At 65.6% G+C, this 15,913-nt stretch carries 15 protein-coding genes and 1 pseudogene; 5 read left to right on the top strand and 11 right to left on the bottom strand.

From position 1 onward, the window contains the following. Nucleotides 1-26: 26 nt before the first annotated feature. The 4 genes from rplI to ABD05_RS15485 all read left to right on the top strand — a co-directional run bounded on the left by rplI (nt 27) and on the right by ABD05_RS15485 (nt 3,787). Complete coding sequence (gene rplI / locus ABD05_RS15500; RefSeq protein ID WP_047900882.1) at nt 27-479, top strand: 50S ribosomal protein L9; 453 nt, start codon at nt 27-29, stop codon at nt 477-479. A gap of 139 nt (nt 480-618) precedes the next feature. Next, the gene (locus ABD05_RS15495) at nt 619-2,001 is read left to right on the top strand and encodes a replicative DNA helicase (protein ID WP_047900881.1); all 1,383 of its coding nucleotides are present in this window, start codon (nt 619-621) and stop codon (nt 1,999-2,001) included. A gap of 138 nt (nt 2,002-2,139) precedes the next feature. After that, nucleotides 2,140-2,766, top strand: coding sequence for a DUF47 domain-containing protein (locus ABD05_RS15490; protein ID WP_047900880.1), 627 nt, complete (start codon nt 2,140-2,142; stop codon nt 2,764-2,766). 10 nt (nt 2,767-2,776) lie between these two features. Continuing rightward, nucleotides 2,777-3,787 (top strand): inorganic phosphate transporter, encoded by a 1,011-nt coding sequence (locus ABD05_RS15485; RefSeq protein WP_047900879.1) that lies wholly within the window; start codon nt 2,777-2,779, stop codon nt 3,785-3,787. Between the two features lie 143 nt (nt 3,788-3,930). On the opposite strand, the gene ABD05_RS15480 is transcribed toward ABD05_RS15485, so the two are convergent. Beyond that, nucleotides 3,931-5,019 (bottom strand): NlpC/P60 family protein, encoded by a 1,089-nt coding sequence (locus tag ABD05_RS15480; RefSeq protein ID WP_047900878.1) that lies wholly within the window; start codon nt 5,017-5,019, stop codon nt 3,931-3,933. Between the two features lie 237 nt (nt 5,020-5,256). Beyond that, the gene (locus ABD05_RS15475) at nt 5,257-7,059 is read right to left on the bottom strand and encodes a PhoH family protein (RefSeq protein WP_047900877.1); all 1,803 of its coding nucleotides are present in this window, start codon (nt 7,057-7,059) and stop codon (nt 5,257-5,259) included. On the opposite strand from ABD05_RS15475, the pseudogene ABD05_RS39420 reads away from it, so the two are divergent. Beyond that, nucleotides 6,955-7,199 (top strand): annotated as a pseudogene (locus tag ABD05_RS39420) (hypothetical protein); the annotation flags it as partial. The gene ABD05_RS15475 and the pseudogene ABD05_RS39420 sit on opposite strands and share 105 nt — an antisense overlap. 192 nt (nt 7,200-7,391) lie before the next feature. Here the strand turns inward: ABD05_RS39420 and ABD05_RS15470 are convergent. The 9 genes from ABD05_RS15470 to ABD05_RS15430 form a co-directional block, all read right to left on the bottom strand. Beyond that, nucleotides 7,392-7,853 (bottom strand): peroxiredoxin, encoded by a 462-nt coding sequence (locus ABD05_RS15470; protein ID WP_006756046.1) that lies wholly within the window; start codon nt 7,851-7,853, stop codon nt 7,392-7,394. 110 nt (nt 7,854-7,963) lie between these two features. Then, nucleotides 7,964-8,860: a polysaccharide deacetylase family protein gene (locus tag ABD05_RS15465; protein ID WP_047900876.1), complete on the bottom strand. Its 897-nt coding sequence runs from the start codon at nt 8,858-8,860 to the stop codon at nt 7,964-7,966. Between the two features lie 13 nt (nt 8,861-8,873). Continuing rightward, entirely contained in the window at nt 8,874-9,929 is a 1,056-nt protein-coding gene (locus ABD05_RS15460; protein ID WP_053059942.1) for a bifunctional UDP-4-keto-pentose/UDP-xylose synthase, read from the bottom strand. Continuing rightward, entirely contained in the window at nt 9,926-10,873 is a 948-nt protein-coding gene (locus ABD05_RS15455) for a formyltransferase (RefSeq protein WP_047900875.1), read from the bottom strand. The genes ABD05_RS15460 and ABD05_RS15455 overlap by 4 nt, the downstream gene beginning before the upstream one ends. Continuing rightward, the gene (locus ABD05_RS15450) at nt 10,870-11,907 is read right to left on the bottom strand and encodes a glycosyltransferase (RefSeq protein ID WP_047900874.1); all 1,038 of its coding nucleotides are present in this window, start codon (nt 11,905-11,907) and stop codon (nt 10,870-10,872) included. The genes ABD05_RS15455 and ABD05_RS15450 overlap by 4 nt, the downstream gene beginning before the upstream one ends. A gap of 6 nt (nt 11,908-11,913) precedes the next feature. After that, entirely contained in the window at nt 11,914-13,065 is a 1,152-nt protein-coding gene (locus tag ABD05_RS15445; protein ID WP_047900873.1) for a DegT/DnrJ/EryC1/StrS family aminotransferase, read from the bottom strand. Between the two features lie 130 nt (nt 13,066-13,195). Further along, complete coding sequence (locus ABD05_RS15440) at nt 13,196-13,567, bottom strand: SMR family transporter (RefSeq protein WP_047900872.1); 372 nt, start codon at nt 13,565-13,567, stop codon at nt 13,196-13,198. A gap of 13 nt (nt 13,568-13,580) precedes the next feature. Beyond that, entirely contained in the window at nt 13,581-15,257 is a 1,677-nt protein-coding gene (locus ABD05_RS15435; protein ID WP_047900871.1) for a glycosyltransferase family 39 protein, read from the bottom strand. Between the two features lie 123 nt (nt 15,258-15,380). Next, the gene (locus ABD05_RS15430; RefSeq protein WP_047900870.1) at nt 15,381-15,755 is read right to left on the bottom strand and encodes an Mth938-like domain-containing protein; all 375 of its coding nucleotides are present in this window, start codon (nt 15,753-15,755) and stop codon (nt 15,381-15,383) included. Between the last annotated feature and the right edge of the window lie 158 nt (nt 15,756-15,913).

Here is a 15,913-nt window from a genome sequence, read left to right as displayed (position 1 = left end):
CAGGCGACGCAATAAGGAGAATTCGAATGCAAATCATTCTGTTGGAAAAAGTCGCCAACCTGGGCAACCTCGGCGACATCGTCAAGGTCAAGGACGGTTACGCTCGCAACTTCCTGATCCCGAACCGCAAGGCTCGTCGTGCAACGAAGGAAGCGATTGCTGAATTCGAAGTCCGCCGCGCGGAACTCGAAAAGATCGCCGCTGAAAAGCTGGCAGCATCGCAGGCAGTCGGCGAGAAGCTGAACGGCCAGTCGTTCGAAATCACGCAGAAGTCGGGCGTTGACGGCCGTCTGTTCGGCTCGGTCACGAACGGCGACGTCGCGGAACTGCTGAAGAAGGCAGGTTTCGAAGTCGAGAAGCTGCAAGTTCGCATGCCGGAAGGCCCGCTGAAGATGATCGGCGAGCACAACGTCCAGGTCGCGCTGCACACGGACGTCGTCGTCGACGTCACGGTCAACGTGATCGGCGACCACGCGTAAGCGTACGCAAGCTTTCCGGGCGGCCTCCGCTGTCCGGACAAGGGCAGGCGCCCGGGCAACCGGGGCCTGCCTTTTTTATTGCCGCATCACTGGCGGCCGGTATGGCGCCGACCTGTGTAATTCGCGATAATCCCAACCCATGAACGCGCCGCAAGATCCCCAAATCGAATCGCTGAAAGTCCCGCCGCATTCGGTCGAAGCCGAACAGTCGGTGCTCGGCGGCCTGTTGCTCGACAACGCGGCATGGGACCGGATCGCCGACTTCCTGTCGCAGGGCGATTTCTACCGCTACGACCACCGGATCATCTACGAGCACATCGGCCGGCTGATCGCGTCGACGCGCCCGGCCGACGTCGTGACCGTGTACGAAGCGATGACCACGTCCGGCAAGGCCGACGACGTCGGCGGGCTCGCGTACCTGAATGCACTCGCGCAGAACACGCCGAGCGCGGCGAACATCCGTCGTTATGCGGAAATCGTGCGCGATCGTGCGGTGCTGCGCCGGCTCGTGTCGGTCGCCGACGAAATCTCGGCCGACGCGTTCAATCCGCAGGGCAAGGAAGTCCGCCAGCTGCTCGACGAAGCCGAGTCGAAGGTGTTCTCGATCGCCGAAGAGGGCGCGCGCGGCAACCAGGGCTTCCTCGAGATCGGCCCGCTGCTCACGCAGGTCGTCGAGCGCATCGACACGCTGTACCACACCGCGAACCCGAGCGACGTCACGGGCACGCCGACGGGCTTCGTCGACCTCGATCGGATGACGTCCGGGATGCACGGCGGCGAACTGATCATCGTGGCCGGAAGACCGTCGATGGGTAAGACCGCATTTTCGATGAACATCGGCGAATACGTCGCGGTCGAGTACGGGCTGCCGGTCGCGGTGTTCTCGATGGAAATGCCGGGCACCCAGCTCGTGATGCGTATGCTTGGTTCGATCGGCCGGCTCGACCAGCACCGGATGCGTACGGGCCGCCTGACGGACGAGGATTGGCCGAAGCTGACGCACGCTGTGCAGAAGATGAGCGAGGCGCAGCTCTTCATCGACGAGACGGGCGGCCTGAACCCGATGGAATTGCGCTCGCGCGCGCGGCGTCTTGCGCGTCAATGCGGCAAGCTCGGCCTGATCATCGTCGACTACCTGCAGCTGATGTCGGGTTCGTCGCAGGGCGAGAACCGCGCGACCGAAATCTCGGAAATCTCGCGATCGCTGAAGAGCCTCGCGAAGGAACTGGACGTGCCGGTGATCGCGCTGTCGCAGCTGAACCGCGGCCTCGAACAGCGTCCGAACAAGCGCCCGGTGATGTCCGATTTGCGTGAATCGGGCGCAATCGAACAGGATGCGGACGTGATCCTGTTCATCTACCGCGACGAAGTCTACAACCCTGACAGCCCGGACAAGGGCACGGCCGAAATCATCATCGGCAAGCAGCGTAACGGTCCGATCGGCCCCGTTCGACTCACGTTCCTGGGTCAATACACGAAGTTCGATAATTTTGCAGGGGCGCAGACGTTCTACGGCGAGTAACGCCGGATGTAAAGCCCTAAATCGCCAAGCGTTGTATCCAATCCCGGCGCGCGCATGTGCGCGCGTCGCGGCGCGACCGAAAACGGTACAATGTCGCCCGTTTTCGTGACAGTAGTTTGACAATCTCTCAGGAATCCCATGTTCGGTCGATTCATGCCCACCGAGGGCAAGTTCTTTGAACTCTTCAATGCGCACGCGAAGTACATCGTTTCCGGTGGCCGCGAGCTCGAACTGCTGATCGACAATCTCGCCGACGCCGAGATTCACAAGCAAAACGTGCAAACCGCCGAGAAGGCCGCCGACAAGCTCACGCACGAAGCGATCGATCTGCTGCACAAGACTTTCATCACGCCGCTCGATCGCGACGAGATCCACAAGCTGATCACGACGATGGACGACATCCTCGACCTGATGGAAGACGTCGCGACGGCCGTGTCGCTGTACGACGTGCAATCCGTCACGTCCGAGGCGAGCCAGCTCGCGCACATCGTCACGCAGTCGGCCCAGCACGTGCAGCAGGCTGTCGCGATGCTGTCGGACATGAAGCAGTCGGCGCAGATCCTCAAGCAGTGCGAGGAGATCGACCGCTGGGAGTCGGAGGCCGATCGCGTGCTGCGCGCCGCGATGTCGAAGCTGTTTCGCGAAGAAGACGACGTGAAGACGCTCATCAAGCTGAAGGCGATCTACGAGCTGCTCGAAGAGATCACCGACAAGTGCGAGGACGTCGCGAACATCATCGAAGGCATCGTGCTGGAAAACGCCTGAGCGGACCACGATGCATTCGATACAACTCGCCCTATGGATGGTCGCGACGCTGGTGCTCGTCGCGCTCGTATTCGACTTCATGAACGGCTTCCACGACGCGGCGAACTCGATCGCCACCGTCGTGTCCACCGGGGTGCTGAAACCCCAGCAGGCCGTGGTGTTCGCGGCGGCGTTCAACGTCATCGCGTATTTCATCTTCCACCTGAAAGTCGCGCAGACCGTCGGTAGAGGCACGATCGATCCCGAGATCGTCGACCACTATGTCGTGTTCGGCGCGCTGGTCGGTGCGATCGGCTGGAACGTGATCACGTGGTACTACGGGATCCCGTCGAGCTCGTCGCACGCGCTGATCGGCGGACTCGTCGGCTCGGCACTCGCGAAATCGGGCTGGAGCTCGCTGAATATCGACGGGCTGATGAAGACCGTCGCGTTCATCTTCATTTCGCCGCTGCTCGGCTTCATCCTCGGTTCGCTGTTCATGCTCGGCGTGTCGTGGCTGTATTTCCGTACCGCGCCCAGCAAGGTCGACCGGCGGTTCCGGCGGCTCCAGCTGCTGTCGGCCGGCCTGTACAGCCTCGGCCACGGCGGCAATGACGCGCAGAAGACGATCGGCATCATCTGGATGCTGCTGATCGCGTCGGGCTATGCGTCGGCGACGTCCGATGCGCCGCCCGCGTGGGTGATCGGCGCGTGCTACCTGTCGATGGGCCTCGGCACGCTGTTCGGCGGCTGGCGCATCGTGCGCACGATGGGCCAGAAGATCACGAAGCTCAAGCCGGTCGGCGGTTTCTGTGCCGAAAGCGGCGGCGCGATCACGCTGTTCATCGCGTCGTTCCTCGGCATCCCCGTCTCGACCACGCATACGATCACCGGCGCGATCGTCGGCGTCGGCGCGACGCAGAAGCTGTCGGCCGTGCGCTGGGGCGTTGCCGGCAACATCGTGTGGGCGTGGGTGCTGACGATTCCGGCATCCGCGCTGATCGCGGCCGGCGGATGGTGGCTCGGACACCGGATCTTCTGATCGCCAACGCTGCCGGATCGACATGAAATGCGCCGCAAGCCGAAAGGCTGCGGCGCATTTTCTTTGGGGGCAAGGAAGTTTGCGACGAACGGCGGGGCTGCGGCGGATGCCGCCGAGGTTGCCGTCGGGGTGTGAGCAACGGGCTAGTAGCTCCCGTTCGCGAACCGGGCAATCGGATCGTCTGCGGTGCCGGTGCGCGGGCTGACGGGCGCGGATTGCGTCGACGCACGCAGCACCTGCACGGCCGCGGGCTCGGTGCTGCGCGGCGACGTCGCGGCCGCTGCGGGCGGCGGTTCCGCATCGAATGCGGCCGCCTGGGCAGCCGTCAGTGCCGTCGTCGGAATCTGCGTGCCGACTTCTGCCGGGCCGGCCGGCGCTGCATTCGCCGTCATCGCGCTCAGGCCGCCATCGCCATTCGCCGACGTTGCCTGTTGCCGGGCTGCCTGCACGCGCGGCGGCGGCGGTTCGTACGGATCGGCGGGCGCGACTGCGGGCGCCACTGCGGCGGTCGTCACGGCCTGCGTGGCCGGCATGATCGGAGCGGGTGCCGGTGACGCGCCGGCTTGCGACGAAGCATAGGCAGGCTGCCGCGGCGCGGCGGCAGTCATGACAGGGGCGGGCGCAACCACCGGCGGGTTGCGCGGCTCGTCGCGCTTCGCTTCGTAGGTCGGCGCATCGAACGGCGTCGGCGTCGCGCGCGGCGGCGCGACGCGGCGAATGCCGTCGAAACGCTTGGCCCAGTACGGGTTCGTCAGGTAGTCGAGCCGCACGGTGCCGCCTGTCGACGGTGCGTTGACGAAGCGCAGCTTGCCGACGTAGATGCCGACGTGCGAATGCGGCCGTCCGGTCGTATTGAAGAAGATCAGGTCGCCCGGCGCGATCTGGTCGGGCTCGATCGACACGCCGCGGCCGCTCATGTCAGCGGTCGTGCGCGGCAGGTTCACGTCGGCCGCGCGGCCGATCACGTAGCGCACGAGCCCGCTGCAGTCGAAGCCGCTCGTCGGCGTGTTGCCGCCCCAGCGATACGGGACGCCGACGAGGCTCATTGCCTGGATCGAGATTTCTTCCTGGCCGACGCTGTGATCGACGAATTTCGGGAAATTGGCGGGAGCGGGGAACGCGCGCGGCGTTGTGATCCTCATTCCCGGCTCGCGCGATGCCGACTGCGGCGGCACGCTGGAGCAGGCCGCAAGCAGCGAAACGACGGTGACGGGAACCCAGATTCGAAGCATGGCAAGGCGGGCGAGCGCGGCGCGCTCGCGAATCGTATGACAACAGACAGACCCGATGGTAGACGCTCCGGCGGGGCTTAAGCAACCATTCCTGAGAATTTACTTGAAGTTTCGCGCGTAAGTGGGGCTGTTGCGTGACGATGCGTTACCTGCGTTTTCGACCCCAAATAAAAACGGCGCTCCGGAAACGGAGCGCCGCGATGCGTCGAAAGCCGGCCGGCGGGCCGGCCTGCCGCGTTACAGGATGTCCGACGCGTAGTCGGCGAGTCGCGAGCGTTCGCCGCGCGCAAGCGTCACGTGGCCGCTGTGGCCCCAGCCCTTGAAGCGGTCGACGACGTAGGTCAGGCCCGAGCTGCCTTCGGTCAGGTAAGGCGTGTCGATCTGCGCGATGTTGCCGAGGCACACGATCTTCGTGCCGGGGCCCGCGCGCGTGACGAGCGTCTTCATCTGCTTCGGCGTCAGGTTCTGCGCCTCGTCGATGATCAGGTACTTGTCGACGAACGTGCGGCCGCGCATGAAGTTCATGCTCTTCACCTTCAGGCGCGAGCGGATCAGTTCCTGCGTCGCGGCACGGCCCCATTCGCCGGCAGCGTCGTCGGTCTTCTGCAGCACTTCGAGGTTGTCGTCGAATGCGCCCATCCACGGCTGCATCTTCTCTTCCTCGGTGCCGGGCAGGAAACCGATGTCCTCGCCGACGGGCACGGTCGCGCGCGTCACGATGATCTCGTTGTAGCGCTTGTCGTCGAGCACCTGCGCGAGGCCGGCCGCGAGCGCGACCAGCGTCTTGCCGGTGCCGGCCTGGCCGAGCAGCGTGACGAAGTCGATCTCGGGGTTCATCAGCAGGTTCAGCGCGAAGTTCTGCTCGCGGTTGCGCGCGGTGATGCCCCACACGTTGTTCTTGTGGTGGCTGTAGTCGCGCAGCGTCTGCAGCAGCGCCGTCTTGCCGTTCAGCTCGCGGACGATCGCGTGGAACGTCGGCTCGCCGTTCTGCGGCTCGAGATAGACGAACTCGTTGACGAGCATCGACGCGACGAGCGGGCCCGTCACGCGGTAGTACGTGGTGCCCGTCTTCGTGTCCTGCCAGCTCTCCATGCCCTTCGCGTGCTTGGTCCAGAAGTCCTGCGGCAGTTCGCGCACGCCGTTGTACAGGAGATCCGAGTCCTCGAGCACCTGGTCGTTGAAGTAGTCTTCCGCGGGCAGGCCGAGCGCGTGCGCCTTGATCCGCATGTTGATGTCTTTCGACACCAGCACGACCAGGCGGTCGGGCCGGTCGCGCTGCAGCGCGCGCACGACGCCGAGGATCTGGTTGTCGGCCTTGCCTGCGGGCAAGCCTTCGACGGGCGCGATGTCGGCGAGCTTCGTCTGGAAGTACAGGCGGCCGAGCGCCTCGCGGCTGCCGAGGCGCGACAGCGGGATGCCGGCCGAGATCGGGCCGCCATCGGCGACGAGCGCGTCGAGCGTGCGGCTGACCTGGCGTGCGTTGCGCGCGACTTCGGACATCCCCTTCTTGTGGTTGTCGAGTTCCTCGAGCGTCATCATCGGCAGATAGACGTCGTGTTCCTCGAAGCGGAAGAGGCTGCTCGGGTCGTGCATCAGCACGTTGGTGTCGAGCACGAACAGTTTCTGCAGTTCGGCTTCGGCGGGCTTGCGGCTGCGCGACTTCGTCGCTGCGCCGGCATCGCGCGCGGGAGCCGCGGCCGGTTTGTCGGCGGCCGGCTTGTCGTTGCGCGCGACGACGGGCGCCGCGGGTTCGGCGTGGGCCGGCATCGGCTGCAACAGGGCAGCCGTCTGTTTGCTTTTGCGGCCGCGTGCGGGTGCGCTCGCGGTTTCTTGCGCCGAAGACGCGACGGCGCGCAGCGGCGCGGCCGTGTTCGCGGCTTCGATCATCGGTTGGGCCACGCTGGCCGGACCATAGTCACCGGCTGTGGATGCGTCCCCTTCGGCGGATTTCTTCGCGGCTTTCGCGGGCCGCGCTTTCGCCTTGTATTCGTCGGGCGGCAGCAGGCTGCCGAGCTTGCTGGGGGGAGTAGGCAAAGGCATGGTGTCCCTCGGGAGGAATCGTGTCGCAAGGCGTGCGCCGCTGATCGCATCCTGCGTGACGTAGACGCATGCAGTTTGCGCGCGGTGGCGCACAGGAAGTTCGTCTAGCCGGTTCGCCTAAGTGTCGATCAGCTCCTTGACGGGGTGAGGGCCGGACCGAGGGCCGGCGCGCAATCCATAAAAAAAGCCGCTGCCCCGTCGACAGGGACATGCGGCTCGGCTGATACCGTCGTGATGCGCGTCAGGTGCCGGGAAGCGTCGCATCGAGCACCGGCGCAGCTACGAGAAATATGGGGCGAACTGGCATTCATTGCGGCCCAATATAACGCGCCTCAAAGCGCTTGTACAGCACTTAGCACGTCGTCGACATGACCCGGTACCTTGATGCCGCGCCATGCCTGACGGAGCACGCCGTCAGCGTCGATCAGGAACGTCGAGCGCTCGATTCCGCGCACTTCCTTGCCATACATTTTCTTCATCTTGATGACATCGAACAGCGCGCACAGCGCTTCGTCGGCATCGGAGATCAGCGGGAACGGCAGTTCGAGCTTTGCCTTGAAATTGTCATGCGAGCGCAGGCTGTCGCGCGACACGCCGATGACTTCCGCACCGGCTTTCTTGAACTTCGGATAGAGATCGCGGAACTGCAGCCCTTCGGTCGTGCAGCCCGGCGTGTTGTCCTTCGGATAGAAGTACAGCACGAGCTTCTTGCCCTTCAGGTCGGACAGCGAAATGTCGCCGCCCGTGGCCGGCGCGGTGAAATCGGGAACTTGACGGTCAACTTCGACAGACACGTGTTTCTCCTGTTGTTATGGAAAGGCGCCGCGACGGCGGCGCGGTGCGGCGGGGCGTCGCGGCAGCGCGCCGCAAGGGCGCTGCGGGCGACGCCGGCTCGCGTGCGAACTCAGTCGGGCTGGACGATCAGTTCGCCGGAGCGGCCGGGGATTTCGCCCCACGTGACAGGGTACGATGGCAGCGAGTCGCGGTCCAGCGTCGCGTGGTAGTCGCCCATCGTCGCAAACGTGTGGCCTTGCGCGCGCCAGCCGGCGAGCAGTTGCTCGAACACGGGCGCGAGCTTCTGGCCTTCCAGCTCCGCATGCAGCGTGAACACCTGGTCGTGCGGATTGGTTTCGGTGAACTTGAGGATGTGCGCGGCGACGTTGTGCGTGTCGACGCCGTCGATGCCGAGCACTTCGTCGAGCGTGGGCAGCGTCGTCGGCATCTGCACGTGCGACAGCGTGCGGCCGCCGACGACGGGCAGGTACGGCGTATGGCCGCGACCGTCGGACGCGTAGCGCATCCCCCATGCGTCGATCTGCTCGAACGCGGAGTCGTTCATCTGCCAGCCGGCCGCGCCGTGCGTGACGGGCGGTGCGCCGAAGATCTCGATGAAGCGCGCATGGCTCTTCTGCATTTCACGCGCGGTCCAGTCGCGATCGCGCGCGCGGACGTTGTCCTGCCAGTACACGTGATCCCATGTATGGATCCCGCATTCGAAGCCGGCCTCGTGGATCGCGCGCATGTCGGAGATCGCACGGCGGCCGATGTCGGGGCCCGGCAGCAGCACGCCGTACATCAGCTGCTTCACGCCGTAGTGTTCGACCACCGACGTGCGCGACACCTTCTTCAGGAAGCCGGGGCGGAACACGCGCCGCAGCGCCCAGCCCGTGTGATCGGGCCCGAGGCTGAAGAGGAAGGTCGCGCGCGCATTGAAGCGGTCGAAGATGCGCGCGAGGTTCGGCACGCCTTCGCGCGTGCCGCGCAGCGTGTCGACGTCGATCTTGAGGACGATGCGAGCCAAGCGAGCGTCCCGATCAGCCTTGCTGTTCGACGAGCGCGCGCGCGTCGGCGACGTGGCCGCGATACGCTTCGAAGATGTTGCGCAGCGCGTCGTCGAACGTCGCTTGCGGCGCCCAGCCGAGCTCCTGCATCGTGTTGTCGATCTTCGGCACGCGGTTCTGCACGTCCTGGTAGCCGTTGCCGTAGTAGGCGCCGGACGTCGTTTCGACGAGCTTCACCTGCTTGGCCGAATCGGCGTACTCGGGGTATTCCGCCGCCAGTTCGAGCATCTTGTGCGCGAGTTCGCGAACCGAGAAGTTGTTCTTCGGATTCCCGATGTTGTAGATCTTGCCCGACGCGACGCCGTTCGCGTTGTCGATGATCTTCATCAGCGCGCTGATGCCGTCGCCGATGTCGGTGAACGCGCGCTTCTGCGAGCCGCCGTCGACGAGGCTGATGTTCTCGCCGCGCACGATGTGGCCGAGGAACTGCGTGACGACGCGCGAGCTGCCTTCCTTCGGCGTGTAGATCGAGTCGAGGCCCGGGCCGATCCAGTTGAACGGACGGAACAGCGTGAAGTTCAGGCCTTCCATCCCGTAGCCCCAGATCACGCGGTCCATCAGCTGCTTCGAGCACGCGTAGATCCAGCGCGGCTTGTTGATCGGGCCGTAGGTGAGCGCCGATGCATCCGGGTCGAACTGCTCGTCCGAGCACATGCCGTAGACCTCGGAGGTCGACGGGAACACGAGGTGCTTGCCGTACTTGACGGCCGAACGCACGATCGGCAGGTTCGCCTCGAAGTCGAGCTCGAACACGCGCAGCGGCTGCTGGACGTAGGTGGCGGGCGTCGCGATCGCGACGAGCGGCAGGATCACGTCGCACTTCTTCACGTGATACTCGACCCACTCCTTGTTGATCGTGATGTCGCCTTCGAAGAAATGCATCCGCTCGTGGTTGACGAGGTCGCCAAGCCGATCGGTCTGCATGTCCATGCCGAACACTTCCCAATCGGTGGTTTCAAGAATGCGCTTCGACAGGTGATGGCCGATGAAGCCGTTCACACCCAGGATCAGGACTTTTTTTGCTTTCATGAATGACGGGAAGAATGAATGAACTGCGCGAATTCCGCGGGCGTCACGACGGTTTCGCTGCCGTCGCGCTGCTGCCACAGCTCGAGAATGGATAGGGCGCGGCTGTCGCCGCAGACGCCGAATAGCGCATTATCGCTTACGTGCAGGCCGGGCGGCAAATCTGCCGCGGCGGCCGCTGCCGCGCTGCCGGGCGCCGCGAGGCGCGCGCGCGCGATCACGAAACGCGTGCCGTCGACATCCGTAAACGCGCCCGGATACGGGGGCGCGACCGCGCGCACCAGGTTGTAGACCTGCGCGGCCGGCTTCGACCAGTCGACGCGGCCGTCTTCGGGCTTGCGCCCGCCGAAGTAGCTGCCGGTCGCGAGATCGTTCGGCAGATGCGCAGCCTCGCCCGCGAGCAGCGCGGGCAGCACGCGCCAGAGCGTCTGCTCGGCGGCCACCGTGACCTTGTCGAACACTTGCGTGGCCGTGTCGTCGGGCAGGATCGGCACCGCGGTCTGGCCGATGATCGCGCCCGCGTCGGGCTTCGCGGCCATCTCGTGCAGCGTCGCGCCGGTTTCGGTCTCGCCGTTCAGCACGGCCCAGTTGGTCGGTACCCGACCCCGGTATTTCGGCAGCAGCGAGCCGTGCATGTTGTACGCGCCGCGCGGCGCGATCGCGAGCAGGTCCACCGGCAGCATGTGCCGGTAGTAGAACGAGAAGATGAAATCGGGCTGCGCGTCCGACACCGCGCGGCGCAGCGCCGGATCGGCGGGATCGGCCGGCGTGACGACCGGAATGCCGTGCTCGGCCGCGACCGACGCGACGCTGCCGAACCAGATGTTCTCGTTCGGGTTGTCCTCGTGCGTGACGACGAGCGCGACGTCGACGCCGCGCGCGAGCAGCACCTGCAGGCACCGCACGCCGACGTTGTGATACGCGAAGACGACCGCGCGCGGCTTCATTGCGCGGCTCCCGCGCGGTTCGCGCCGGCCGGCACCGCCGGCATGCCGTCGTGCTGCTCGAGCACGGCCTGGATCAGGTAGCGCGGCCGTGCGCGCACCTGCTGGTAGATGCGGCCGACGTATTCGCCGAGCAGGCCGAGCGCGAAGATGATCACGCCGAGCAGGAAGAACGTGATCGCGAACAGCGTGAACACGCCTTGCACTTCCGCGCCGACGATGAAGCGCCGCACGAGCAGCAGCACGAACAGCGCGGCGGAGCCGAGCGACAGGATCACGCCGATGAACGACAGCCACTGCAGCGGCACGACCGAGAAGCCCGTCACGAGGTCGAAGTTCAGCCGGATCAGGCTGTACAGCGAGTACTTCGACTCGCCCGCGAAGCGCTCCTCGTGCGCGACCTCGATCTCGGTCGGGTTCTGCGCGAACGTATAGGCCAGCGCGGGGATGAACGTGTTGACTTCGCCGCACACGTTGATCGTGTCGATGATGCGGCGGCTGTACGCGCGCAGCATGCAGCCCTGGTCGGTCATCTTGATGCGCGTGATGCGCTCGCGCAGCCGGTTCATCATCTGCGACGCCTTGCGTCGCCACAGGCTGTCCTGGCGCTGCTTGCGGATCGAGCCGACGTAGTCGTAGCCCTCGCGCATCTTCGCGATCAGCTTGCCGATTTCCTCGGGCGGGTTCTGCAGGTCGGCGTCGAGCGTGATGACGATCTCGCCGCGCGACTGCGCGAAGCCCGCGAGGATTGCCATGTGCTGGCCGTAGTTGCCGTTGAGCAGCACGACGCGCGTCGTGTCGGGGCGCACGTGGAACTGGTCGGCGAGCATCGCGGCCGAGCGGTCGCGGCTGCCGTCGTTGATCAGGATCACTTCGTATGACGTGTCGAGTGCGTCGAGTGCCGGATACAGCCGCGCGAACAGCGCGGCGAGGCCATCTTCCTCGTTGTACACGGGGATGATGATCGATACTTCGGGCCGGCCGGCGTCCAGGTGCCCGGCGCCCGGATGCCCGGCGCGTGCTTCAAGGTGACTCATGTACGCTTATTTTCCGTATTGTTCGCAAATCTGGTTGATGGCGTCGACCACGCGACGCACGTCGCCCTCCGTCATCTGCGTGAAGAGCGGCAGCGTGACGGTCGACGCGCCGTACCGTTCGGCGTGGGGGAACATGCCCTCCTTGAAGCCTCGCGCACGGTACAGCGTGAAAAGATGGATCGCCGGGTAGTGGATGCCCGTGCCGATGCCGCGTTCCTTCATCTGCGCCATGAACTCGGCGCGCGGGATCGACAGCTGCTCGAGCGGCAGCGTGATCTGGAACATGTGCCAGTTGCCGTTCTCGAATTCGGCGACCGGCAGGCCGACGCCGAGCTTCGCGGCCGCGCCGCCGTCGAACGCGGCGAAATACGCGCGCGCGAGCGCACGGCGCTGCGAGGTGAAGCGCTCGAGGTGCGGCAACTGGCCGAGGCCGACGCGCGCGGCGACGTCGGTCAGGTTGTACTTGCCGCCGAGCACGTCGCAGTCCATCCCGTCGAAGCCCGTGCGCGTGATGCCCTGCAGCCGGTACTTCTGCGCGAGCGTCGCCTCGTCCTCGTTGTTCAGCACGAGCGCGCCGCCTTCGATCGTCGTCAGGTTCTTGTTCGCGTGGAAGCTGAACGACACGATGTCGCCGAGCGCGCCGATGCGCTTGCCGTTCCACGTCGAGCCGAGCGCCTGCGCCGCATCTTCGATCACGCGCAGGTTGTGCGCGCGCGCGATCGCGTACAGGCGGTCCATGTCGACCGGCAGGCCGGCCAGGTAGACGGGGATGATCGCCTTCGTGCGCGGCGTGATCGCCTGTTCGAGCTTGTCGAGATCGATGTTGCGCGTGACGGGATCGATGTCCGCGAACACGGGCGTCGCACCCGTCTCGAGGATCACGTTGCTGGTCGAGACCCACGACGCCGGCGTCGTGATCACCTCGTCGCCCGCACCGACGCCCGCGATGCGCAGGCCGATCTCGAGCGTGCAGGTGCCCGAGTTGAACGCGCGGACCGGACGGCCGCCGCAGTATTCGGACAGCGCCGCTTCGAATTTCTGGCATTGCGGGCCGGTGGTGATCCAGCCCGAGCGCAGCACTTCGACGACGCCCTGGATGGTTTCCTCATCGATCTCGGGGCGGGTGAACGGCAGAAACGGAGCGGTAGTCTGGCTCATGAACGCTTTGGCCTGTAATGGCGTGTAATAAAAGGGTCGGGCGATCCCGACCGAAACCGGCATTAAACACCGGTTGGCGGATTCGCACCGTGATTTTTTGTAGGCAGGCGCTTAACGCTGCGAGGCATGCTCAGCTTCGTGCAAGCACGAGCACGCCGATCAGGATGATGCCGATGCCGACGAGCCGCTGGACCGACAGCACCTCGCCGAACAGGTACCAGGCCGCGACTGCGTTGACGACGTAACCGAGCGACAGCATCGGGTACGCGATCGACACGTCGACCCGCGACAGCCCGAGGATCCAGACGACGACGCTCAGCACGTAGCAGCCGAGACCGCCGATGATCGGCAACTGGGTCGCGATCTTCAGGCCGACCGGGAGGATGTTCGCACGGCTGAATTCGAAGTGTCCAACGGCGTTGACGCCGGCTTTCAGCAGCAGTTGCGCACAGGCGTTGAGCATCACGCCGGTGATGATGCAGACGAACGAAACGGGATTCATGCGGTGGGCGTCCTTACGATTGCGGTTTCTCGACGATCACGCGGCGGCTGTCGCGCGCGATCACGCGCATCGGCACGCCTTGCTTGACCAGCGTGTCGTACTGGCCGGGCGGCATGATCGCGAGCGCATGGGTTTCCTGCTTCCAGCGCGTGATCCATTCGTCGACGGTCGGAATCCACTTGTTCGGCTCGACCGAGATCCCGAATGCGAGCTCGTCCTGGCGCTGGACCATGATCGTCGTGTGGCCCATATAGAACGGGAACGTGTGATCGAGCATCTCGATCGAGTAGAACGGCGTGTCGGGCGGCAGCTTCGCCAGTTCGGCGCGCACGGCGGGCGCGAGCAGCGCGCCCGAGCTGTAGCGGCCGAACTCGTCGTGCCCGGTGCCGCCGATCGTGCCGAACGCGAGCCACGCGGCGCCGAATGCGGTGATCGCGGCTGCCACGCCCGCGCGGCGGTTCAGCCATGCCGCCGCGAGCGTCAGCGCGGCCGAGACCGCGAGGCCTGCGTACAGCCACATCTGGAACGCGCGGTACAGCGCGTTCGGCGTGCGGGCATCGCCCTGGTACGCGAGGAAGATGATCCCGAATGCCGCGACGACGAAAAACACGAGGTAGCCGAGCAGGTGGCGGCGGAACCGGTCGGCCGACATCAGCGGCAGGTACGCACCGATGATCAGCGCGAGCGCCGGCGCGACCGGCAGCACGTACGAGATCAGTTTCGAATGCGACGCGCTGAAGAACAGGAAGATGAATGCGCTCCAGATCAGCAGCACGAGCATCGGCGAGAAGCCGTTCGGCTGGCGCGGCATCCGCAGCGCATGGCGGATGCTCTGCCACGCGACCGACAGCCACGGCAGGAAGCCGACCAGCAGCACCGGCACGAAGTAGTACAGCGGGCCAGGGCGGTTCTGTTCCGGGGTCAGGTACCGGCGGAACTGCTGGACGATGAAGAAGAAGTTGAAGAACTCGGGGTTGCGTTGCTGGACGAGCACGAACCACGGCGTGACGATCGCGAAGAAGATCACGAGGCCGCTGACCAGGTACAGGCGCTTCCACAGCGCCCAGTCGCGCGCGATCAGCGTATAGAGCACGAGCACGGCGCCGGGCAGGATCAGGCCGACGAGGCCCTTCGACAGCACCGCGAACGCCATCGCGGCCCAGCACGCCCACATCCAGCCGCGCACCGCGGCCGGGCGCAGCCCGGGCCGCTGCGCGAGCAGCAGCGAGCACAGCGACAGCGCCATCCAGAACGCGAGACCCATGTCGAGCGCGTTGAAATGGCCCATCAGGTTCCAGTACGGCGAGCACGCGAGCACGACGGCCGCGAGGAAGCCCGACAGCGGGTTGAACAAGCGCGCGCCGGTGAAGCCGACGAGCAGGATGCCGGCGAAGCTCACGACGGCCGTGTAGAGGCGCGCCTGCCATTCGCCGATGCCGAACCACGCGAACGTCAGCGCGTTCAGCCAGGTCTGCAGCGGCGGCTTCTCGAAGTACTTGTAGCCGTTGTAGCGCGGCGTGATCCAGTCGCCGGTGACGAACATCTCGCGCGCCATCTCCGCGTAGCGGCCTTCGTCGCTCGGGATCAGGTGGCGCAGCCCGAGCGGCGCGAACCAGACGACCGCGAGCGCGACGAGCAGGAGGACGAGCGTGATGCGATTGAGCGGTAGCCTCGACGGCGTATCGTTCATGGATTTTCAGCCTGTTGGTTGTTGTGACGGGCCGCCGGCGGGTTGCGCCGGGGGCGGGCGGCCGGGCCGGGCCGATCCGGGGATCGACCCGCCGCGCCGGCCCGAGTTTTACCGCATCGGGGATTAACGTTCAATTAAGAGCGCGGCGGCGACTTTGCGGCCCTCGGCCATCAGGATGTTGTAGGTGCGGCACGCGGCCTGGAAATCCATCGTCTCGACGCCGATCCGCCTGGCCGTGAGCGCGGCGACCAGCCGCGGGTGCGGGAAGCGCAGCCGCGCGCCGCTGCCGAAGATCACGAGTTCGGGGGGCGGGTCGAGCAGCATCGCGAAATGCTCGGGTGCGAGCTCGTCGAACGACGACACGGGCCATGCCTGGACCGGCGCGCCGGGCAGCACGATGACGCTCGTTTCATGGCGTTCGAGATTGACGTCGACATAATCGGGGCCGTAGCCGGTGACGGTGTTGAGCGCGCCGCTCGCGTCCTGGTGCAGTTTCAAATCGGTATTCCGCGGTTCCGTAGGGGAATGTGTTGCAGGGCCGCACGGGCCCGGGTGGCCGGTTTCGCGCGCCTGCGCACGCGGGACGCCTCACGGCGCGGGCCCGGCGCGGCTATGGTGCATTGCGAAAGTCGGCCAAAATCCGCTAAATTATAACT

This window comes from Burkholderia pyrrocinia, from assembly GCF_001028665.1.
In the GTDB taxonomy this organism is placed as follows: Bacteria; Pseudomonadota; Gammaproteobacteria; order Burkholderiales; family Burkholderiaceae; genus Burkholderia; species Burkholderia pyrrocinia.
This window is presented reverse-complemented; position numbering and strand designations above follow the sequence as displayed.

Coding starts and splice junctions, on each gene's coding strand:
- ABD05_RS15485 (WP_047900879.1), top strand. CDS start 2,777: ATGCATTCGATACAACTCGCCCTATGGATGGTCGCGACGCTGGTGCTC.
- ABD05_RS15455 (WP_047900875.1), bottom strand. CDS start 10,873: ATGAAGCCGCGCGCGGTCGTCTTCGCGTATCACAACGTCGGCGTGCGG.
- ABD05_RS15480 (WP_047900878.1), bottom strand. CDS start 5,019: ATGCTTCGAATCTGGGTTCCCGTCACCGTCGTTTCGCTGCTTGCGGCC.
- ABD05_RS15445 (WP_047900873.1), bottom strand. CDS start 13,065: ATGAGCCAGACTACCGCTCCGTTTCTGCCGTTCACCCGCCCCGAGATC.
- ABD05_RS15460 (WP_053059942.1), bottom strand. CDS start 9,929: ATGAAAGCAAAAAAAGTCCTGATCCTGGGTGTGAACGGCTTCATCGGC.
- ABD05_RS15450 (WP_047900874.1), bottom strand. CDS start 11,907: ATGAGTCACCTTGAAGCACGCGCCGGGCATCCGGGCGCCGGGCACCTG.
- ABD05_RS15490 (WP_047900880.1), top strand. CDS start 2,140: ATGTTCGGTCGATTCATGCCCACCGAGGGCAAGTTCTTTGAACTCTTC.
- ABD05_RS15475 (WP_047900877.1), bottom strand. CDS start 7,059: ATGCCTTTGCCTACTCCCCCCAGCAAGCTCGGCAGCCTGCTGCCGCCC.
- ABD05_RS15440 (WP_047900872.1), bottom strand. CDS start 13,567: ATGAATCCCGTTTCGTTCGTCTGCATCATCACCGGCGTGATGCTCAAC.
- ABD05_RS15495 (WP_047900881.1), top strand. CDS start 619: ATGAACGCGCCGCAAGATCCCCAAATCGAATCGCTGAAAGTCCCGCCG.
- rplI (WP_047900882.1), top strand. CDS start 27: ATGCAAATCATTCTGTTGGAAAAAGTCGCCAACCTGGGCAACCTCGGC.
- ABD05_RS15435 (WP_047900871.1), bottom strand. CDS start 15,257: ATGAACGATACGCCGTCGAGGCTACCGCTCAATCGCATCACGCTCGTC.